The 19,906-nt window shown below is 59.2% G+C and carries 17 protein-coding genes and 1 pseudogene; 3 read left to right on the top strand and 15 right to left on the bottom strand.

Features of this window, described 5'->3' with window-relative positions; all coding sequences use genetic code 11:
* Positions 1-76: 76 nt before the first annotated feature.
* Positions 77-1,327 (top strand): 2-aminoadipate transaminase, encoded by a 1,251-nt coding sequence (locus AACV02_RS04895; protein WP_119736782.1) that lies wholly within the window; start codon positions 77-79, stop codon positions 1,325-1,327.
* Here AACV02_RS04895 and AACV02_RS04890 read toward each other — a convergent pair.
* Positions 1,321-3,336, bottom strand: coding sequence for a c-type cytochrome (locus tag AACV02_RS04890; RefSeq protein ID WP_119736779.1), 2,016 nt, complete (start codon positions 3,334-3,336; stop codon positions 1,321-1,323). The two genes, AACV02_RS04895 and AACV02_RS04890, sit on opposite strands and share 7 nt — an antisense overlap.
* 195 nt (positions 3,337-3,531) lie before the next feature.
* Here AACV02_RS04890 and AACV02_RS04885 point away from each other — a divergent pair.
* A pseudogene (locus AACV02_RS04885) lies at positions 3,532-4,041 on the top strand (DUF6622 family protein); the annotation flags it as partial.
* A 69-nt stretch (positions 4,042-4,110) separates the two neighbouring features.
* Positions 4,111-4,827, top strand: coding sequence for a hypothetical protein (locus AACV02_RS04880; RefSeq protein ID WP_106578242.1), 717 nt, complete (start codon positions 4,111-4,113; stop codon positions 4,825-4,827).
* Here the strand turns inward: AACV02_RS04880 and AACV02_RS04875 are convergent.
* The 14 genes from AACV02_RS04875 to AACV02_RS04805 form a co-directional block, all read right to left on the bottom strand.
* Positions 4,814-5,941 carry an aminotransferase class V-fold PLP-dependent enzyme gene (locus AACV02_RS04875; protein ID WP_119736777.1) on the bottom strand — a complete coding sequence of 376 codons (1,128 nt, stop codon included), beginning with the start codon at positions 5,939-5,941 and terminating at the stop codon, positions 4,814-4,816. The two genes, AACV02_RS04880 and AACV02_RS04875, sit on opposite strands and share 14 nt — an antisense overlap.
* A gap of 1 nt (position 5,942) precedes the next feature.
* Positions 5,943-7,145, bottom strand: coding sequence for an MFS transporter (locus AACV02_RS04870; protein WP_119736775.1), 1,203 nt, complete (start codon positions 7,143-7,145; stop codon positions 5,943-5,945).
* Complete coding sequence (locus tag AACV02_RS04865) at positions 7,145-8,395, bottom strand: ATP-grasp domain-containing protein (RefSeq protein WP_119736772.1); 1,251 nt, start codon at positions 8,393-8,395, stop codon at positions 7,145-7,147. The genes AACV02_RS04870 and AACV02_RS04865 overlap by 1 nt, the downstream gene beginning before the upstream one ends.
* A 13-nt stretch (positions 8,396-8,408) precedes the next feature.
* Positions 8,409-9,380, bottom strand: coding sequence for a proline dehydrogenase family protein (locus tag AACV02_RS04860; RefSeq protein ID WP_119736770.1), 972 nt, complete (start codon positions 9,378-9,380; stop codon positions 8,409-8,411).
* 4 nt (positions 9,381-9,384) lie between these two features.
* On the bottom strand, positions 9,385-10,455 hold the full coding sequence (locus tag AACV02_RS04855; RefSeq protein ID WP_119736768.1) for a fatty acid desaturase family protein: 1,071 nt from the start codon (positions 10,453-10,455) through the stop codon (positions 9,385-9,387).
* 250 nt (positions 10,456-10,705) lie between these two features.
* Positions 10,706-11,422 carry a helix-turn-helix transcriptional regulator gene (locus AACV02_RS04850; RefSeq protein ID WP_119736766.1) on the bottom strand — a complete coding sequence of 239 codons (717 nt, stop codon included), beginning with the start codon at positions 11,420-11,422 and terminating at the stop codon, positions 10,706-10,708.
* Between the two features lie 214 nt (positions 11,423-11,636).
* Positions 11,637-12,722, bottom strand: a complete 1,086-nt coding sequence (ptaA, locus tag AACV02_RS04845; RefSeq protein WP_119736764.1) for a pyoverdine biosynthesis transaminase PtaA — start codon at positions 12,720-12,722, stop codon at positions 11,637-11,639.
* A gap of 76 nt (positions 12,723-12,798) precedes the next feature.
* Positions 12,799-13,497, bottom strand: coding sequence for a 7-cyano-7-deazaguanine synthase QueC (gene queC / locus AACV02_RS04840; protein ID WP_119736761.1), 699 nt, complete (start codon positions 13,495-13,497; stop codon positions 12,799-12,801).
* Positions 13,498-13,600: 103 nt separating this feature from the next.
* On the bottom strand, positions 13,601-14,488 hold the full coding sequence (gene cyoE / locus AACV02_RS04835; RefSeq protein ID WP_106578233.1) for a heme o synthase: 888 nt from the start codon (positions 14,486-14,488) through the stop codon (positions 13,601-13,603).
* A gap of 11 nt (positions 14,489-14,499) precedes the next feature.
* On the bottom strand, positions 14,500-14,841 hold the full coding sequence (gene cyoD, locus AACV02_RS04830; protein ID WP_010206434.1) for a cytochrome o ubiquinol oxidase subunit IV: 342 nt from the start codon (positions 14,839-14,841) through the stop codon (positions 14,500-14,502).
* The gene (locus tag AACV02_RS04825) at positions 14,841-15,467 is read right to left on the bottom strand and encodes a cytochrome o ubiquinol oxidase subunit III (protein WP_016971084.1); all 627 of its coding nucleotides are present in this window, start codon (positions 15,465-15,467) and stop codon (positions 14,841-14,843) included. The genes cyoD and AACV02_RS04825 overlap by 1 nt, the downstream gene beginning before the upstream one ends.
* A 3-nt stretch (positions 15,468-15,470) precedes the next feature.
* Entirely contained in the window at positions 15,471-17,489 is a 2,019-nt protein-coding gene (gene cyoB, locus AACV02_RS04820) for a cytochrome o ubiquinol oxidase subunit I (protein ID WP_053257915.1), read from the bottom strand.
* Positions 17,490-17,492: 3 nt separating this feature from the next.
* Positions 17,493-18,434 carry a ubiquinol oxidase subunit II gene (gene cyoA / locus AACV02_RS04815; protein ID WP_119736759.1) on the bottom strand — a complete coding sequence of 314 codons (942 nt, stop codon included), beginning with the start codon at positions 18,432-18,434 and terminating at the stop codon, positions 17,493-17,495.
* A gap of 792 nt (positions 18,435-19,226) precedes the next feature.
* Positions 19,227-19,733 carry a disulfide bond formation protein B gene (locus AACV02_RS04805; protein ID WP_106578230.1) on the bottom strand — a complete coding sequence of 169 codons (507 nt, stop codon included), beginning with the start codon at positions 19,731-19,733 and terminating at the stop codon, positions 19,227-19,229.
* Positions 19,734-19,906 lie beyond the last annotated feature (173 nt).

Below are 19,906 nucleotides of genomic sequence, written 5' to 3'. Positions count from 1 at the left end.
ACTTTATTTCGTTTGCGGCAAGGCCGGGCGCACGGCTTAGATAAAAAGACGCCCGCCATTGCCGAGTCCGAGATTCATGAGCCGCGAAACCATCAGCCAGTCGATTTCCATCGTTCACCCCATCAGCCTCAGCCACGGCAAGAACGCCGAGGTCTGGGACACCGCGGGCAAACGCTACATCGATTTTGTCGGCGGCATCGGCGTGCTCAACCTCGGGCATTGCCACCCAGGCGTGGTCGAGGCGATTCGGCAGCAGGCAACCAAACTGACCCACTACGCGTTCAACGCCGCACCTCACGCGCCCTACATCGAATTGATGGACCGTCTTACCGCGTTTATCCCGGTGGATTACCCGGTAAGCGGCATGCTCACCAACAGCGGTGCGGAAGCAGCGGAAAACGCGTTGAAGATTGTGCGCGGTGCCACCGGCCGCACGGCGGTGATCGCGTTTGACGGTGCCTTTCACGGTCGCACCCTGGCCACGCTCAACCTCAATGGCAAGGTAGCGCCCTACAAGCAAAAGGTCGGTGTATTGCCTGGGCCGGTGTACCACCTGCCCTACCCCAGTGTTGATAACGGCGTGAGTTGTGCCGAAGCACTCAAGGCCATGGACCGCCTGTTCAGCGTGGAAATCGACGTTGAGGACGTGGCCTGTTTCATCATCGAGCCGGTACAGGGCGAAGGCGGTTTCCTGGCCCTGGACGTCGAATTCGCCCAGGCCTTGCGACGTTTCTGTGATGAGAAAAACATCCTGCTGATCGCCGACGAAATCCAGTCCGGCTTCGGCCGCACCGGCCAACGCTTTGCCTTCTCGCGCCTTGGAATTGAACCGGACTTGATCCTGCTCGGCAAAAGCATCGCCGGCGGCGTGCCATTGGGCGCGGTGGTCGGGCGCAAAGCCTTGCTCGACACCTTGCCCAAAGGCGGCCTGGGCGGCACCTACTCCGGCAACCCGATTGCGTGCGCGGCCGCATTGGCCACGCTGGACGCGATGACGGATGAACACCTGAAAACCTGGGGTTCACACCAGGCCGAAGCCATCGTCAGCCGTTATGAGCAATGGCGTGCGCAAGGTGTGCCCTATCTGGGCCGCCTGACCGGCGTCGGTGCCATGCGCGGCATCGAGCTGGCCAATGCCGACGGCACGCCCGCGTCCAGGCAACTGACCCAGCTGCTGGGCCTGGCGCGGGATGCCGGTTTGCTGCTGATGCCCAGCGGCAAGTCGCGACACATCATCCGCCTGCTGGCACCGCTGACCACCGAGCCTGCGGTGCTGGAGGAAGGCCTGGATATCCTTGAGGCCTGTCTCAAGCAGCTGACTCAGTAGCGCGCATCGGCGGGCTTGCCGCCGTTGGGCCAGTCTTTGACCTTGTCCGGAAAATCCGGGCGCGGTTGGCCGGAGAAATACGCCGCGACGTCCACGGCCTCCTGGTCCGACAAACCACCCTGCCCCAACGGGAATTTCTCGTGGAACCCAATCGGCATGTTGCGTTTGACGAACGCCGCCGCCGTGTAGGGCCGCGCCATGCCGGCGCCGATGTTGAACGACTGCTCGCCCCACAACGGCGGGTACACTTGCTCGCCGTCGGCACGCGCCAGGCCTTGGCCGTTGTCGCCGTGGCACACCGCGCATTGCTTGGCGTACACCTGCTGGCCGTTTTCCGGGTCTGGCTTGATTGAAGGGTCGATCTTGCCCACACCGCGCCCGGCGACTTTGTCTTCGGGGCGGGTGTTGTTTTTCATCCAGTCGAAGTACGCGACCATCGCCTGCATATCCGCCGATTGTGGCGGCAGCGGTTTGCCATTCATCGAGCGACGAAAGCAACCGTTGATGCGCTCCTCCAGGGTCACCACCTTGCCGGCACGCGGCGCATAGCTGGGGAAGAACGCCGACACGCCCACAAACGGCGAGCCGTCCGCCACGGTGCCAGCGTTGAGATGGCAACTGGTGCAGTTGAGCGCATTGCCGACGTTCTCCGGCAGCAGCGCCTGGGTCTGCAGGTGCAGGCGCATGCCGCGAACCACTTGGTCGGCATTCGGTGCGGCGAGCAAGTCGGCCAGGCGTGGGGTTTCGAAGGCCGATGAATCGCTGGTGGCGGGGTTGAGTTGGTCACGCAGCGTTTTCACTTGGGCGGCGCTGATCGGCGTGCCCTCGTTGCCCCAGCGGGTGCGCACGAAGCTCAGGATCTCGGCGATTTCCGAGTCCGCCAGCCGGCTGAAACCGGGCATGGTGTAGACCCGTGGGTGGGTGGCGGTTTGTGCGGTCTTCCAGCCGGTCAGGGTGATGTGCAGCAGCGAGGTCGGGTCGTTGGCAGCGATGCTCGGGTTACCGGCCAACGGTGGAAACAGGCCTTTCACGCCGCCGCCGTCGCTGCGGTGGCAGTCGCTGCAAAACTGCAGGTAACCCAAGCCGCCACGGCTGGTAAACAAGTCGGCCGGCGGCGCGGCGGGTGCACGGGCCACCGACGGCATTGGCAGATCGTCTTCGCCTGGCGGCAGGGATTTGAGGTAGCTGGCGATGGCCGTGAGGTCGTAGTCACTGAAGTGCTGAGTACTGTGGTGAATCACATCGGCCATGTTGCCGGCCACGGTGGCGAAGCGGTTCTGCCCGGTCTTGAGCAGTTGCACGGTGTCTTCCACGGTCCACAGGTTGCGCAGGCTCAGGGCGCGCCAGTGCTCGACGGTTTCGCCAGCCAGGTAATGCCGGCCACTGCGGCCCTCATCGCTCATGGCTTTTTCCTGGAAGGCGATGCCGCGCGGGGTATGGCAGGAGCCGCAATGGCCCAGGCCCTGGACCAGATAGGCGCCACGGTTGAGCACCTCGTTGCGGCTCGGGTCCGGCTGGAACGGCTGCGTGTCGAGAAAGGCAACGTTCCACAGTGCCAGGCCCCAGCGCTGATTGAACGGGAAGCCCATGTCCGCCTCAAGGTTGGCCTGTTGCACCGGCTCAACGCCCTGCATCAGGTAAGCGTACAAGGCGCGCATGTCCTCTTCGCTCATTTTGGCGTAGGACGGATAGGGCATTGCCGGGTAAAGATTCACGCCTGCAGGCGTCACGCCTTCGCGCATCACCTTGTCGAACTGTTCGAAGGTGTAGCTGCCGATGCCGGACTCACGGTCGGGTGTGATGTTGCTCGAATAGATCGTGCCCATCGGCGTGCTCAGGGCCAGCCCGCCGGCCATCACCTTGCCTTGCTTGGCCGTATGGCAGGCGATGCAGTCGCCCAGTTGCGCAACGTATTTGCCGTGTTCGATTTCGGTGGAGGCGGCGTGCAGGGGTAGCGCCAGACAGAGCGTCGCCCCCAGCAAGGCCAGGCGTGACAGGGAAAAAGCCATGGCATTAATCCTTTAATAACCTGGCCTGGAGCGGTCTCCTCGGCGCAGGTAGGTCATCGTTTTTATGGGTTCATCAGGCCTCTGTGTTGTAACGGCTTTTGTCGGGCACGGTGTTGATGTGGGTCAGGGCCAAATTGATGGACAACCCCCTGACGCCTCAACGACTATCCGCCACCTACCCACACCGCACGGAAGCGCCCCATGCTCGATATTCTTCAAGGCACGCCCCTTTGGGTGTACGCCGTTTACCTGTGGATTTGTTACTACGGCATCAAGGCCTGCCTGGGCGGGCGCGAGAATCGTCGCGCGTTGATAATCCTGCCGGTGGTGCTGGTGGTGTGGTCGCTGACGTCGCTGACGCCGTCGATGCTGTCGAGCAGCGCCTGGGTCGGCGGCGCGTTGATGGGCAGCCTGCTGGGCATGTTGCTGTTCAACGCAGAAGGCGCAAGGCTCGACGCCGATGGCGACACCCTGGTGCTGCCAGGCACGTGGAAAACCTTGCTGATCTCGCAGTTGTTCTTTGCAGCGAAGTATTGCTTCGGCTACCAGCAGGCGGTGCATCCGCTGTTTTTGAGCACGCCAGCGATGCTGGTGGCGGTGGGCGGTGTCTCGGGGTTTACCGTTGGTCTGTTCTGTGGACGCGCCCTGCGGCTGCAGCGGGCGCTGACGGCGTTGCGCCGCGACAAGGGCATTGTGCTGCCTTGACCTGATCCCCCTCCCCGCTGAAAATGCGCGACGCTTTTTTGTCCCGTTTACTGAAGTAGTGAAATTTCAATGTCCGATTCTTACACCGAACACTCCACCGAAGAATCCGTAACAGCCCTGCAGTCCAAAGCTGAATACGAAAACGCCATCAATCTTTCACAGCATGTGCCTGCGGCCAAGATCATCAGTGAGATGGTGCTGGACGCATTCCACACTTCCAAGGAAAGCGACCAGATCCGCGAATTGCGCGTGGCCATCCGCCAGGCCCACGACGCCTTCGACGACGACAAGGCCTACGACCTGATGGGCCAGCTCAAGCAACTGAAAGACGCCGAGGCCGCCGACAACATCGCCCTGGAGGACCTCAGCAGCAAGTTCTCGATCAGCCGCATTCTGTCCAGCTTCAAGGACGACCCCGAGTTCCAGGAACTGGTCTATGGCCTGGCCCTGAAGGTGCTGAACCAGTCTCACCAGGCCATCAGCAACCCCAGCGCCGGCAAGAGCAAGGCAGCACGCGCGAAGAAGGAAGCCGAAGTGTTTGTGATCAGCAAGGATGGCATCAGTGTCACCCTGCCACTGCGTACACCTCGCTCCAAGCTGAACGTTGACCGTGAGGCGTTGGAATTCCTGGGCTTTACGTTCGTGGGTGAAGGCAACGAGGCGGAACTGGAAAGTGAAACCTTTGTGGACAACAGCGGCGTAGAGCAGCCGGTCACGCGCAAAAGCATCGTGACCGCGCTGCAACAACAGAGCGCCTTTGACGGTTACGCCATCACTGCGCAATAAGTGCGCGCAAGGTCACCAGGGCCTGCTCAACCTGGGCCTGGGTGACATGTCGGCCCACCGAGGCGCGCACGAAATGCGTCGCGCCGAGGTCCTTCAACAGCAGCGGCGTATGGGCGGCAGTGCCCGCCCACAGATTGAGCCCCAGCTCGCGGGCCTGGCCGACAAACGCCTTGGCCGACAGGTTGTGCGGCACGAACGAGACAATCCCGGTCTGCTGGAACTGATCACACAGCAGCGTCAACTGCGGCAGGCGCCGTAGCTCCTGTGCCAGCAGCGCGTAGGGCTCGGTGCTCACCTTTGCTGCCACCTGCGTGTATTCACTCAACGCGGTGTGCAACCCCACCAACGCTGAAAAGCTCTTTTCTGCAATCTCCAGCACCCGAGCCCCGGACACCTCGATCCGATTGACCTGGCCATCCGTGCTGGCCGCGTGCAAGTCAGCGAAATTCAACGTCAACTGGCTGAGCAGGCGTGGCGACACGTAGGCGATCCCACTGCCGCGTGGCCCACAGAGAAACTTGCGGCCCGCGCCGGTGAGCAAATCACAATGGATATCCCGTACGTCCAGCGGCAGTTGCCCCAGCGACTGGCACGCATCCACCACATACAGCGTGTTCGACTCTTTGAGCAGCGCGCCCAGGGCTTCCACCGGGTTGATCACGCCGCAGCACGACGGCAAGTGCGACACACTGACCAGGAACACATCGTCGTCCAGATGACGCCGCACCCATTCCAGGTCCAGCGGGCTGGTGGCGGTGGTCGGGATCACTTCAACGCGAATATCGCGCGACAGCTTGAGGTAGTTGAAGAAGATCAGGTTTGCGGCGTACTCCGAGGTCGACACCCACACGCGCTTACCACGGGGAAATTTCAGTTTGCCGAGGATGCTGGTCCAGGCTTCGGTGGCACTGCTGAAAAAACCGATGTCCGCGGGCTGTGCATTCAAGAGCCCGGCTGCCGCCCGATACAGGTCGACGTTGAGCAACTCGTCGTAGGCCAGCTCGGTCTCATAACTGCCCATCTGGGCCTCGATGGCCGTGAAGCGCTGGATCGCGTTCAGGGTGGCCGATGACATCAGGCCGGCACCGGCAGTGTTCAAATGCACGATATTCATTTCACGCTTCCTTGTTCCACAAAAGTGTCGAGCTTTTCATCACGCCCACCACCACCGCGAACAGCAGCAATACGGTGCCGGCCAGCAGCCACGGCGAAGGCAAGGACGGCTGGGACACCAACATAAACGCCAGCGACGGGGTGATCATGACCCCGATGTTGACGCCCGCCGAGTAGTAACCGAGGTTGCGGTCCACGGTATGGCGACTGGAAATACTGCTGACGTAGTGGGTGATGCCGGGAAACACGATCATTTCGCCCAGGCTCCAGAGCACAGTGGCCACCAGCAGCAACGCGCCGATGTGACTGAACCCCATCAGGAAAAACCCCACGCCGGCCACCAGGAAACCGGCCACCAACGAGCGGCTGCTCGACAGGTGCGACATGCGTTGGTTGATCGGTACCTCGAACAGAATCACCAACAATGCATTGATAAAGAAAATGATGCCGACGTAGTAAGCCGGCAACTCGGTGTAATTGATGATGTAGGCCGACAGGAAAGTCGGCGGCAGCGCGTAGGCAATGTGCACCGGCAATGCCGCCAACAGGATCACCAGCAACCGCGACCGCTCATGCGGCGCGCTCTCCGGCAACCCATTGCCCTTGCCGGCGAGCGTGGTCACCGGTGCCACCGGAACCGCGCGTCCAAACCGCAGGCAGGCGACGAACGACACCAACGACAAGGCGGCGTTGAGGTAGAACACTGCGTCGGCGTTGCTGAGGAAAATCAGACTGCCCAACAGTGGCCCGATGGCCATGCCGATGTTGATGGCCAGACGGTTGCAGGAGAACGCCACTTTGCGCGTCTCACTGCTGCTGTGGGTGACGGTTTCGGAGAACGTCGCCGGCGTGAACGCCTCGTAACAGGCGCCCCACAGAAACGACAACACAAACAGCGCGGCCGTGTTGTCCACTGAAGGAATGATCAGCAACAGCACGGCATTGAGCAGCAACGAACCGAGGATCACCCGGTTGGCGGAAAAGCGCTTGATCACCGCGCCGATGATCAAGTCCACAAACAGCGCACCCGCGCCGTACACCCCGACCAGCAAGCCAGCCGTGCCCGCCGACACGGCGTGCTGATGAATCAGGTACGCCGCATAGAAAGGGAACGCCATGGTGCCCATGCGGAACACCAGGGTAATCAGGAACAGCGACTGCAACCGACCGTTGAGCCCGCGTAACGCGCGATAGGTGCCCATCATCAGCGGATCACGTACACGTTGTCTTTGTACTGGCGGATCTGCTCGTAGTCCTTGTCGATATCGCGCTGGTTTTCCGATACCAGGAACACGCGCAGCGGGCTGCTCAGCAGGTCCACGGTCTTTTTCATCAACTTGCCAGCCTTGTATTTGACACTCAGTTTATGCACCGAGGGCAATGCCTCGATCAGGTGGATGGCGGCGTCGTTGAACCCGGTGACCTCACCTTGAAGCGTGGTATCGGTGTTGATCACACAGGCTTCCTTGAGCTTGTGGTAGCGCTTGCCGGCATAACCGGCTTTGAACGCCTCACCGTCGCAGTACGCCAGATAGGTGAGCTGCGCCTGATTGCCGCCCAGGCTGATGTCATGGAACCTGGGTTCCATGTTGCCGTTCAAGCGTGCGCCGACTTCCACCAGCGCAGGGCCGGCCTCGGTGAGGATCACTTCCGAATGGGCCGGGCCGTTATTGATCCCCAGCGCCTTGAGCACTTGCACGATGTAGTCCACCAGCACGTTGGCCTCGGCACTGTCCGGAGCAATCAGCACGTCGCGGTCGTAGATGTTCTTGCCACCGCTGATCTCGCGCTTCACATAGCGCCAGATACCGCAGACATAGGTCTGCCCGTCACGGCTGACCGTATCGACGATGTACTCCGGGCCCTTGAGGTAGGACTGACAAAGAATTTCGGTATTGGCCAAGCCGAAGATATCCAGGTTGGACACCACTTCCTCGCAGGCGCGTTTCACGTCCTCGACGTTGTGGCAGATCGACACGCCGTCGGTTGAGGCCGAGCTCAGCGGCTTGATCACGCATGGGAACACTTGGCCATCCTGCACCCAGGCCAGCAGCTCGGCCGGGTCGGCGGACTTGATCTGCCGCGCGGTCAGCAGGCCGGCGGCGGCCACTTTGCTGATCATCTCGAACTTGTCGCGACGTGCCCGGGAACCGGCACTGCCGTTGGAGGAAGGCAGTTGCAGCTGTTCGCTCAAGTAGTCCGCGAACGGCACGCCGGGTTCCTGGCCGGCGATCACCGCAATCACGTTGAACTCACGCAGGCGACGCACGACGTCTTCGGGGTTGCCGTTGAAAATCAGGTTGTGTTCGAACTCCGAAAGGTTCGGCCCCAGCATGCTCGGCATCAGTTCCGGCGTGCTCTGCACATGGATCAGGCCGATGCCCGCCTCATGGAAGAACTGCGGCAAAAAGTTACCGCTCGAATAGACATCTACCAACGCGACGTACTGCTTCATGAGAATGTCCTTTTCAGTAGTGATTGGCGGTTTCGGAAGGCCGTGGCGAGGCCACGTCATCCAGCGCCAGAAAAATATTCTGTGGGAACTCGGCCACGCGGTGCAGCAGGTGCAGGTACCAGTTGGTGCCGTAGACCGCTGAAACACGCGTCTTGACCTGGCCTTGGTCCTTGACCGCCTTGATCAGCTCGGGGCGCACGCCGTGCAGCATCTCCAGCTCGCCTCGGCTGGCAATTCCGCTGGCGAGAATCTCCTTCACCAGCAGCGGGTCCTGGGTGGCGAACGCGTAGTTCGTGCTGGCGCCGTTGATGCGGTCCAACAGGCCCAGGTAACGCTCGTTCAGTTGCGCACCACGCGGCAAGGCAATCGCAGCAGGCTCAGCATAGACGCCCTTGACCAGGCGCACTTTGCAGCCCGTTGCGAGCACTTGCGCCAGGTCATCGGGCGTACGGTTCAACTGCGCCTGCAGCGTGATACCCAAGTTGGCAAAACGTGCACTCAGGTGCATGAAGATATCCAGGATCGAGTCGGTCCACTGAGACCGCTCCATGCTGAGGATCACACCGACCTCCTTGTCGGCTGCATGGGCAAGGATCTTCGAGCAGTTCTCGATCGCCAGTTCACGGGAAATGATCGTGCCGACGTTGGACAGGTCAAAACCCAGCTGTGGCGGCTCGGCCAGTGTGGGGTGCAGCGCCATCAGGTCGATCAGCTTCAGGTATTCGTCGGTGGCCGTGGTCACCTCGGCCAGGGTGGTGGCCTCTTCACCGACGTATTCGACGCCGGTGCGATAGCCTTTGCCTTGCAGGGCGGCCAGCTTGTCGAGCATCTCCATGCGGTCTTCGGAAATGATGTAGCGCAGGGCGGCCGGGCGCAGGAAGTCGCGCAGCGTGTCACTGGCCAGGAACAGGTCGCGGTACGTCTTGTTCGCCGCCAGTTTCTTCAGGGCCAGGGTTGCCAGCAGGCTGTTGTCGATGTCATTCATGGCGTTAAACCCCGTAGGCCTGGTTCAGCATCCGACGTGCGAAGCTCGAATCATCGGTGTGGTTGGCAATCTTGTGCGCGCGAAACTTGGCCGCGTAACTGAGCATGGTTTCCTTGTGGCGGCCATGGCGGTCACGGGTAAAGATCCCCGCCCACAGGTTGTCCCAACGCGCGTACTCCGGGTGCGACATCAGCAGCTCATGAGCCTTGCGCATGTTCCAGTGAGGAATGGCCGGGTGCAGGTGGTGCACGAGGTGGTAGTTGTCGTCATGGCGGCCGAAGAAGAAGTTCTCCAGGGCGTTGCCCTTGCGATTGCGGGTGAGCAGCAGCTTCTCGGTCTCAGCAGCCGGCAATGGGTAATGCTCGGCCAACTCGATGATCCAGCCCACGGCCACGGCGGTGGTGAACAGCGGCACCAGCCAGAACAGCAACAGTTGCGCGACCACCCCGAACCAGGCGGCGACGGCGAAGATTACCGCCCAGTAAGCCCACAGCATGATGCGTTCGTTGCGGATGGTTTTATCCGCACCCTGGGCTTTGACGCGGTCTTTGATGATGTACCGGATGTACTGCACGGTCCGGTAGCCGGACAGCGCCAGCAAGACGTTCTTGAGGAAGAACTCACGTTCACTTTGCTGGACGTCGTACAGGCCGCACTGCAAGTGGAAGGCGTAGTCAGGGTCTTTTTCCGGATCGCCCAGGTGCACGTGGTGGTTCTTGATGTGCGATGTGCTGTAGGACTGATGCAGGTGGAAGATCAGGTAGCCTGAGAGAAACGTGCCGGAGACCCAATTGATAACGCGGTTCTTGGCCAGCATCTTGTGCGCCGACTCGTGCAGCACATTCGCCAGGGCGCGTTGCGTGGTGCCGATCAGAAACAGCGAAACCGGGTAGAACCAGTAGCTGATGCCCAAGGAGAGGTAGATGGCAAAGGCAATGATTGCGTAATCCTTACCCAACGCGATGGCCCAGTGATAGTTATCTTTTTTGCACAGGTGCTTGAGCATTCCAAAGGTTTCACGAGAAATGCCCGCGGCGTATTCGCCAGCAGGTTCTTTGTTTTTATCGACCAGCATAATCACTCCATAATTAAGCGGCACGCTGCAACACCCGTCTCATTGCTGGGCAAAGGAATTTTTTCAGGTGGTGCGGCTATTGTTTTTTTTGCCTGAGCTAGACTCATCGGCTGCAAAAAAAACTAAAGCACCGCTCGATGGCGAACAAGCTGCCCTTTTAGACAGGTAGGCTGCGACGAGACGCACGCGTAGACTCGCCGCTGAAAAATCACCGGCGAGCGTAGCGTTTATAAGGTGGGAAGCCTCTAGATCAGGCCTGTTCGCGGATGTACCCCAGGTTCAGGGCCTTGCGAATCGCCGATTTGCCATTGGTGACGTCCAGCTTGCTGAAGATATTCTTCATATGAAACTTGACGGTACGCGGGCTCATTGAGGTCAGGAGGGCTATTTCGTTGTAGGTCTTGCCCAGGCTGGTCCAGGACAACACTTCGGTTTCTCGTGGGGTCAGTACCGTTTCCTGTATCGGCGCAGGCGTGACCGAGGCGCAGCTTTCGAGGGCCTCGTCGTAGACCGAGACCAGCAGCATCTGCAGCTCACTTTTGTTGGCTAACACCGTGTCGCGAAACTGCTGGTCTTCGCCGAAGCTGCACAGGTTGAGGATCGAGTAAAAACCGCGGTTGCCATGCACGATAAAGCTCGCGCCCTCGCCCACCGGTGCACAGGGCCCAGGCACCGGCACCGCTTCTGCGGCAGGCGCGAGGATGTTTTCATCGCTCCAGAAAAAAGGTTTGACCCGCTCCTTGGACAAGGACAGCAGTTGGCCACGCTGGTAAAAATCGTCCGCCGAGTCGGAGCGGTCCAGCGCGTCGGGGTAGTTGGTGATGATCTCTGCTTCATCCAGTGTCGGCCCACACTGATACACCTCGAAGTGCCCAAGGCCGCGCCGGGTCAGTTCGGCATCGAGCAATTGGCGCACATCGGCGGGCTGTATGGACATGGTGTTGCTGGATTGGCCATCGCTTCGCATGAATATCGTCCCTGATGAGTGACAACGTATGAGGCTAATGCTCTGACGGGAACGCTTCAATCCCGAAGCCCCTGGTCAGAGTCGACCCATACTGTAGGAAATATCTCTACACAAAGACAAGAATGAAACATGCCGTACAGGGCTTGTCCAGTGCTTCCTGGACCGAGCCGACCATCAGCACGCAATGGCCATTTGCGCTGCCGAGCGCCCTGGTTCAGGCCACCTGCGCCGCAAATACTTCGCGAAACCGCTGCATCTCGTGCTGATTGCCCACCGTCACCCGTACCCATTGCGGCCAGTCTTTCCAGACCCGCCCGATCAACACATTGTGTACTGCGAGCTTTTCGATGACCTGCTGGGCCGGTTGTTTCACGTCGATCATGAAGCAGTTGCTGTGCGACGCGGTGCAGGCAAACCCCCGCGCCTTCAGCCACCCCACGGTCTCATCCCGCAACCGAGCGTTGAGCGCCTTGCGATGGGGCAGCAGCTTGACGTCTTCCAGGCTCGCCCGGGCGCCGAGCAAGGTGGAAGCTGCTGGCACGTTGTCACCGCCGAACACCGCCAGCCGTTCCAGCAGCGCCGGGTGGCCAATCGCCAAGCCCAGGCGCGCGCCGGCCATGCCGTAGAGTTTCGAGAAGGTGCGCAGCACCAGCAAATCGTCATGGTCCTTGATCCAACTCACACAGCTTGGGGCATCAGAGAAGTCGATGTACGCCTCGTCCACCACCAGCACGCTGCCTTTGGGCTTGTTCGCCAACGCCTGGCGGATCGCCTCGGTTGGCGTCAGGGTGCCGGTAGGGTTGTTGGGGTTGCACAGGTAGAGCATGCCCGCCTGCGGATCGGCGGTAAGCATGGCGGGCACGTCGTGCGCATGCTCGGCATTCAGGCTCACTTCGCGCACCGGCGCTTTCCATGAGTCGGCGGCCTGGCGCGGTACTTCGTAGGACGGCGTGGCCATCACCAGCCCGCGTGTCTGGCTGGTAAACGCCAGCACGGCGTAGCGCAGCGCTGCCATGGAGCCGGCAAACACGGCGACCTGTTCTTCGGCGATGCCCTGCTGCTGGGCAAACAGCCCAGCCAAGGCATACATGTGGCCATAGGGATACAGCCCGGAGATGGCCACCCCGCGCTGCATCGCCTCACGCGCAGCGGCTGAGGGGCCGTAGGGGCTTTCGTTGTAATTGAGCCGCACCTTGTCAGCGGGTGCCGGCGGCGGGCTGGCCACCGCCCAATCCAGGCGCCCCAGCACCGGCAGGGCCGCGCCAATGGCGAGAAGGGACCGACGACTTACGCTGACCATGGACTACTCCTTGTAGGCGGGTGTTGGATTCGCACAACACGTACAGAGGAGTATGACGAGGCGGATGTGGGCTGATTTAGTTCAGCTGCAACTTCTGCTTGAGGCTGTGCATCACATCGGCCTTGTTCTGCAGGTAGTCATTCAGGCCGCGAGCCCGCAAGTTGCACGCATCACAGTTACCGCAACCGCTGCCGAGGACGCCGTTGTAGCAGGTCAGGGTCTGGTGCTGAACCAGGTCCAACTGGTTATGGTAATCCGCCAGGGCCCAGGTTTCGGCCTTGTTCAGCCACATCAGCGGCGTGTCCAGGCGCAGCGTGTACTCCATGCCCAGTTCAAGCGCCTTGTTCAGCGCTTTGACGAACTCATCGCGGCAATCGGGATAGCCTGAGAAGTCGGTTTCGCACACCCCGGTAATGACGGTTTGCGCCTTTACCTGATAGGCGTAGATCGACGCCAGGGTCAGAAACAGAATATTGCGCCCCGGCACAAAGGTGCTGGGCAGGCTGTCGCCTGAACTGTTCACGGTCGGCACCGGGATGTTGTCCCGAGTCAGGCTGCTGATGGCCAACTCGTTGAGCAGGGACACGTCCATGACTTTGTGAACGGTAGCGCCCAACTGCTTGGCAAGCTTCTGGGCGACCTCGATTTCTGCCACATGGCGCTGGCCATAGTCGAAGGTAATGCAGTGCACTTCGTCATACAGCGGCAGTGCCTGGATCAGACAGGTCGTGGAGTCCTGCCCGCCACTGAATACGATAACGGCTTTTTTACTCATCGGTTTGCTTCCTGCATTTGTAGAATTCGGGAATAGTTTAAAGGCCACTCCATAAAAAACCCCGCGCTTCTTGCGAAGGCGGGGTTTTTTACTGCTCGATGACTCAGTGTGCGTAGGTCAGCAACAGCTCTTTCGGTACCTGGAAATCCAGGGACATCATCACGCTGAGCGCGGTGATGGTGAAGATCGAGAACACGAACAGCTTGCGCGCCCAGACGGTGTCATCCACCGCCTTGTAGCCGGTCCAGGCCATGTACAACCAGTACATGCCCATGGCGGCAGCGACGGCGAGGTAGCTCATGCCGGCATAGCCACTGAAGGTCAACATCAAGGTCGCCACGAGGAAGGCCAGGATGTAGAGCAGGATGTGTTTCTTGGCCACCTGGATGCCACGCTTGACCGGCAGAACCGGGATCGAAGCAGCCAGGTAGTCATTGAAGCGGAAAATCGCGATGGCATAAGAGTGCGGCATCTGCCACAGGCTGAACATCACCAGCAGCACCAGCGCGGCCATGTCGAAGCTATTGGTCACAGCCACATAACCAATCACCGGCGGCATCGCCCCCGACAGACTGCCCACCAGCGTGCCGTGAACCGACTTGCGCTTGAGGTACAGGCTGTAAAGGCCGACGTAGATGACAAAGCCGATCACGGCAAACAGCGCCGCCAACGGGTTGGCCACCTTGTACAACAACACGACGCCGGCAACACCCAGGACGGTCGCGAACAGCAGTGCCAGTTTCAGGGAGATAAGGCCCTGGACCAGCACGCGGTTCTTGGTGCGTTCCATCTTGATATCGATGTCGCGGTCAATGCAGTTGTTGAATACACAACCGGAAGCTACCACCAGGGAGGTGCCGATCATTGCAGCCAGGAAGATGGCCAGATCGACATGTCCCTTGGAGGCCAGGAAGAAACCGCCTGCCACAGAAAGCACGTTACCGAAAATGATCCCCGGTTTGGTGATTTGGATAAAGTGCTTAAGCGACATCGGGTCTTACCTCACTTCGCCATCATGAACGTGTGGATGCTGAACATGATCCATATCGACAGACCAACCAGCAGCAGGATCACAAGGCCTGCGAACACAAACGCAATCACGTTATCGCGCTGCTCTTTGGAACGATCCAGGTGCAGGAAGTACACCAGGTGAACCAGAACCTGAATCACCGCGAATGCCAGAACGATCATCAACGTGATGGACTTCGGCAGGGTCGGGTACATCACCAGACCAAACGGGATGAGCGTCAGGATTACCGACAGGATGAAGCCGATGGCGTACGACTTAACGCTGCCGTGGCTCGCATCATGGCTGTCATGGTCATGGGAGTGTGCATTAGCCATTACAGAGTCCCCATCAGGTAAACAACGGTGAAGACGCAGATCCAGACCACGTCCAGGAAGTGCCAGAACAGGCTCAGGCAGCTCAGGCGAGTCTTGTTGGTGTTGGTCAGGCCGTGTTTATTGACCTGATACATCATCACCGCCATCCACAGCAGGCCGGCAGATACGTGCAGACCGTGGGTGCCTACCAGCGTGAAGAACGCGGACAGGAAGCCGGAACGGTGCGGGCCGTAGCCTTCGGAGATCAGCAGGTGGAACTCGTTGACCTCCATACCGATAAAGCCCAGGCCGAACAGGAAGGTCAGTGCCAACCAGCTCAGTACGCCCTTCTTGCTGCCCTTGTAGAAGGCCAGCATGGCGAAGCCGTAGGTGATCGAACTGAACAACAGCAAGGCGGTTTCGCCGAGCACGTAAGGCAGTTCGAAGATGTCGTGGCCCGATGGGCCACCCGCTACGTTGTTTACCAGTACCGCGTACACCGCGAAGATCGACGCAAACAAGATGCAGTCGGTCATCAGGTAGAGCCAGAAACCGAATACGGTCATTGGCCCCGAGTCGTGGTGATGGTCATCGTGCCCATGGTCATCGACATGGGCGTGTCCAGCATTGGTCACTAAGTTCGACATGGTTTAAGCCTGTTCCAACGAGGTTTCTACACGGTTGGCCGGGATTTTCTTCTCGGCTACCAGGCGAGCGTGTTGCTCGGCTTCGATGCGCTCGATCGTTTCGACCGGCACCATGTAGCCTTGATCATCACGGGCAGCGTGAATGATGAAGTAACCGATGGTGCCTACCAGGCCCACGATTGCCAGCCACCAGATGTGCCAGATCATCGCGAAACCGAACACGGTCAACAGCGCGCCCATCACCACGCCAGTGGCGGTGTTGTTCGGCATGTGGATCGGCTCGTAATGCTTGGGTTGCTGGTACGCAGTACCGTCTTCCTTCGCTTCGGTGAACGCATCGATCGTGTTCGCAGTAGGAATCACAGCGAAGTTGTAGAACGGCGGTGGCGACGAAGTCGACCATTCCAGGGTGTGGCCATTCCATGGGTCGCCGGATTCGCAAGCGTTCTGCTTACGGTCACGGATACTCACGTACAGCTGGATCAGCTGGCAGGCGATACCGGCAGCGATCATCAACGCACCGAACATGGCAACGTACAGGTACGGCACCCACTCAGGGTTGGTGGTAGCGTTCAGACGACGGGTCATGCCCATGAAGCCCAGTGCATAGAGCGGCATGAACGCGACGAAGAAGCCCGAGATCCAGAACCAGAATGCAGCTTTGCCCCAACCTTCGTGCAGCTTGAAGCCGAACGCTTTCGGGAAGTAGAAGCTGAAACCAGCGATGTAACCGAATACAGCACCACCGATGATCACGTTGTGGAAGTGAGCGATCACGAACAGGCTGTTGTGCAGTACGAAGTCAGCACCCGGGATGGCCAGCAGTACGCCGGTCATGCCGCCGATTGCGAAGGTCACCATGAAGCCCAGGGTCCACAGAACCTGGCTGGTGATACGCAGACGGCCGTGGTAGATGGTGAATAGCCAGTTGAATAGCTTCACCCCCGTCGGGATGGAAATCAGCATCGTCGCCAGGCCGAAGAAGGCGTTGACGCTGGCCCCCGAGCCCATGGTGAAGAAGTGGTGCAGCCACACCATGAAGCCCAGTACAGAGATCGCGCCCGATGCGTAAACCATCGAGTGGTGACCGAACAGGCGCTTGCCGGTAAAGGTCGAGATCACTTCAGAGAAGATACCGAACGCTGGCAGGATCAGGATGTACACCTCAGGGTGACCCCATGCCCAGAACAGGTTCACGTACATCATCGGATTGCCACCAAGTTCATTGGTGAAAATGTGGAAATCCAGGTAACGGTCAAGCGACAGCAGCGCCATGGTAGCGGCCAGGATCGGGAACGAAGCCACGATCAGGACGTTGGCCCAGGTGCAGGTCCAGGTGAAGATCGGCATGTCCATCAGTTTCATGCCAGGGGCGCGCATTTTCAGGACGGTGGCCAGGAAGTTGACCCCCGTCAGTGTCGTCCCGAGTCCTGATAACTGTAGCGCCCAGATGTAGTAGTCCACACCCACGCCCGGACTGTACTGAATGCCCGACAGCGGTGGATACGCAACCCAACCGGTCTTGGCGAATTCGCCGACGCCCAGGGACAGGTTGATCAGCACCACGCCGGAAACCAGCAGCCAGAAGCTCAAGGAGTTCAGGAACGGATAGGCAACGTCACGCGCACCGATCTGCAGCGGCAAGGCAAGGTTCATCAAGCCGGTGAAGAATGGCATCGCCATGAAGATGATCATGATCACACCGTGAGCGGTGAAGATCTGGTCATAGTGTTCAGGCGGCAGGTAGCCAGGCGAACCCTCGGTGGCCATGGCCAACTGGGTACGCATCATGATGGCGTCGGCAAAACCACGCAGCAGCATGACCATGGCAACGATGACGTACATGACACCGATTTTTTTGTGGTCGACAGAGGTCAACCACTCGGTCCACAGGTAGGTCCACTTCTTGAAATACGTGATTGCAGCAAACAGTGCCAGACCACCCAGCGCGATCATGGCGATAGTCACCATCACGATCGGCTCGTGGAACGGGACCGCATCCCAACTTAATTTACCAAACATCGTTTACTCCTCTGCCCCAGCAGTTGAATGCGAGCCCGTGTCAGAACCTTCAACCGCGGCCACTTCTTTCTTCTCGTGCTTGACCGGCTTGCCTGGCTTCATACCTTCGTACTTGTCGACGATTTTCTGAAACAGGTCCGGCGTGTACGCGGAGTACAGAGTGGCTGGGTTGTTCTGGCTTGGTTTGGCAAGAGCATCGTATTCAGCTTGATCAAGCTGTTTAGGTGCGGCCTTGACTTTGGCTACCCAGGCGTCGAAATCTTCCTGGCTCGTCGAGATCGCTTTGAATTTCATGCCGGTGAAGCCAGCGCCGCTATAGTTGGCGGAGATGCCTTCCATTTCAGCTTTCTGGTTGGCGATCAGGTGCAGCTTGGTCTGCATGCCTGCCATCGCGTAGATCTGGCCGCCCAGAGCAGGGATGAAGAACGAGTTCATCACAGCATCGGAGGTGATCTTGAAGTTCAGCGGAGTGTGCTCCGGGAACTGGATTTCGTTAACAGTGGCGATACCCAGGTCCGGGTAGATGAACAGCCACTTCCAGTCCAGCGCGACGACTTCGATGTTGATCGGCTTGACGTCGGATTCCAGCGGACGGTACGGGTCCAGTGCGTGGGTGGACTTGTAGGTCACATAACCCAGGGCAATGATGATGAGGATCGGCACCAGCCACACTGCGATTTCGATCTTGGTGGAGTGCGACCACTTCGGCGCGTAGGTAGCGCTGGTGTTCGACGCACGGTATTTCCAGGCGAAGGCGAAGGTCATGATGATCACGGGGACCACGACCAGCAGCATCAGCAGGGTGGCGGTGATGATCAGGTTTCGTTCATCCAGACCGACCTGTCCTTTTGGGTCGAGCAAGGTCCACTTGCAGCCTCCCAGCATTAACAACATGCCAAGCAGCGGCAAAAAGCCTAGTAATCGGGGGTACCTGTTTTTACTCATCTCACGACCTCTAAAGCAGCTTGCGCAATGCAGTTGGGTTTTGATCGCCAACACTTCACCCTGCCAAGGGTTGGCATTTCTCTTCGATTGAATAAGAGCCTGCCCGGCACGCCATACATGGACGTTGCACGGACCTGCGGTGAGTTCTTATTCGATTTCGTGGCTAAAGGCCTTGTTACAGACCAATTCCATTTGGTGCGGATAGTTGAAAGGCTGCCGGAACCTGGGGTCGCACAGAGCCATCCATCTGCCCCTCGACCGCTCCAATGCTCAAAGATTGAACAGCACCGGACATTCAGTGCGGGCGATTGTAGTTAGCTAGCGATGTATAAACCATGTCTTATAAAGAAATAATTTTTATCGATTCCAGCAACAATCCTTCACCAATCTTGCAAAGGTTCGGGATCTTATCGTGTTCGATTCTCAACAAAAACCACAAAAATTGCCGTGTTATTGCGTGACAGCGCCCTTCCCTTACACCTTGTAAGGGCATGCAAAACGTATCCAAGTCCCCATAAAACAAGGCATTCGGACATCACCGAATGAGGCAACCGCTGCGACGTTCGCGGCACCGATCAATCGACGAACTGACAGCACATCTTGGCCGTTTTATGCAAATTTATGGACCGGCGCGGCGCGTCAGAAACGTCCTGCGACCGCGTCCGTGTGACAACATGTCGCACGCTGCGCGCACCTCAAGTTGCCCTTCGTCACGTCCCTTTCACAAAACCCTACATACAAAAACGCCCCGTCCTTCCATTAAGCCAGAACAGGGCGTTTCAGTGGGCTGCTTCAGGCCGTGCGTTGGCGATTCCGATAGATGCCCAGCGGAACCAGGATCACCGTCAGCACAAACGCTACCAGCGCCCACTGTGCCAGGGACAGGCCAAGGATCGGCGGGTACGGCGTGCTGCAGAAGCCATCGACCTGGAAGCCCAGGGGAAAGACTTTGGCCAGCGGCAAGTCATCGACAATCGGCTGCAGGACATCGATGCCACAGCTGACCGCAGGGAAAAACTGCGTGTACACATGATGGCCGGCCGCAGCCACGCCGCCCAAGGCGCTAAGGACCACCAACCCTTCAAAGAAGGTGACCGCGCCTTTGCGGCGCATGGCGGCACCGATGAACGCAAACACCGCGATCAACAGCAAGGCGTAGCGCTGCAGGATGCACAGCGGGCATGGCGCTTCGCCCAGTACCACCTGCATGTACAACGCACCGCCGATCAGCGCCAGGCAGATGATGCCCAGCAACACCAGAAAGCGCCGCTCCCTGCCTAAACGCAATTCGTCACTCATCCCCGTTTCCCTTTGCCTGATTATGGTTGTGCCTGATGGCCGCAAGTTTACACACAGGGGATGGTTAAAACAGAAAGGGGTTAACGGCGGATTAATCGAGAGGAATGCAAAGCCAATTGTGGGAGCGGGCTTGCTCGCGAAGGCGGTGGATCAGCCACTTATAAGTCGACTGA

This window comes from Pseudomonas sp. Larv2_ips, from assembly GCF_963879675.1.
Lineage (GTDB): Bacteria > Pseudomonadota > Gammaproteobacteria > Pseudomonadales > Pseudomonadaceae > Aquipseudomonas.
The sequence above is the reverse complement of the archived record's forward strand: the minus strand, read 5'-3'. Positions and strand labels throughout refer to the sequence as shown.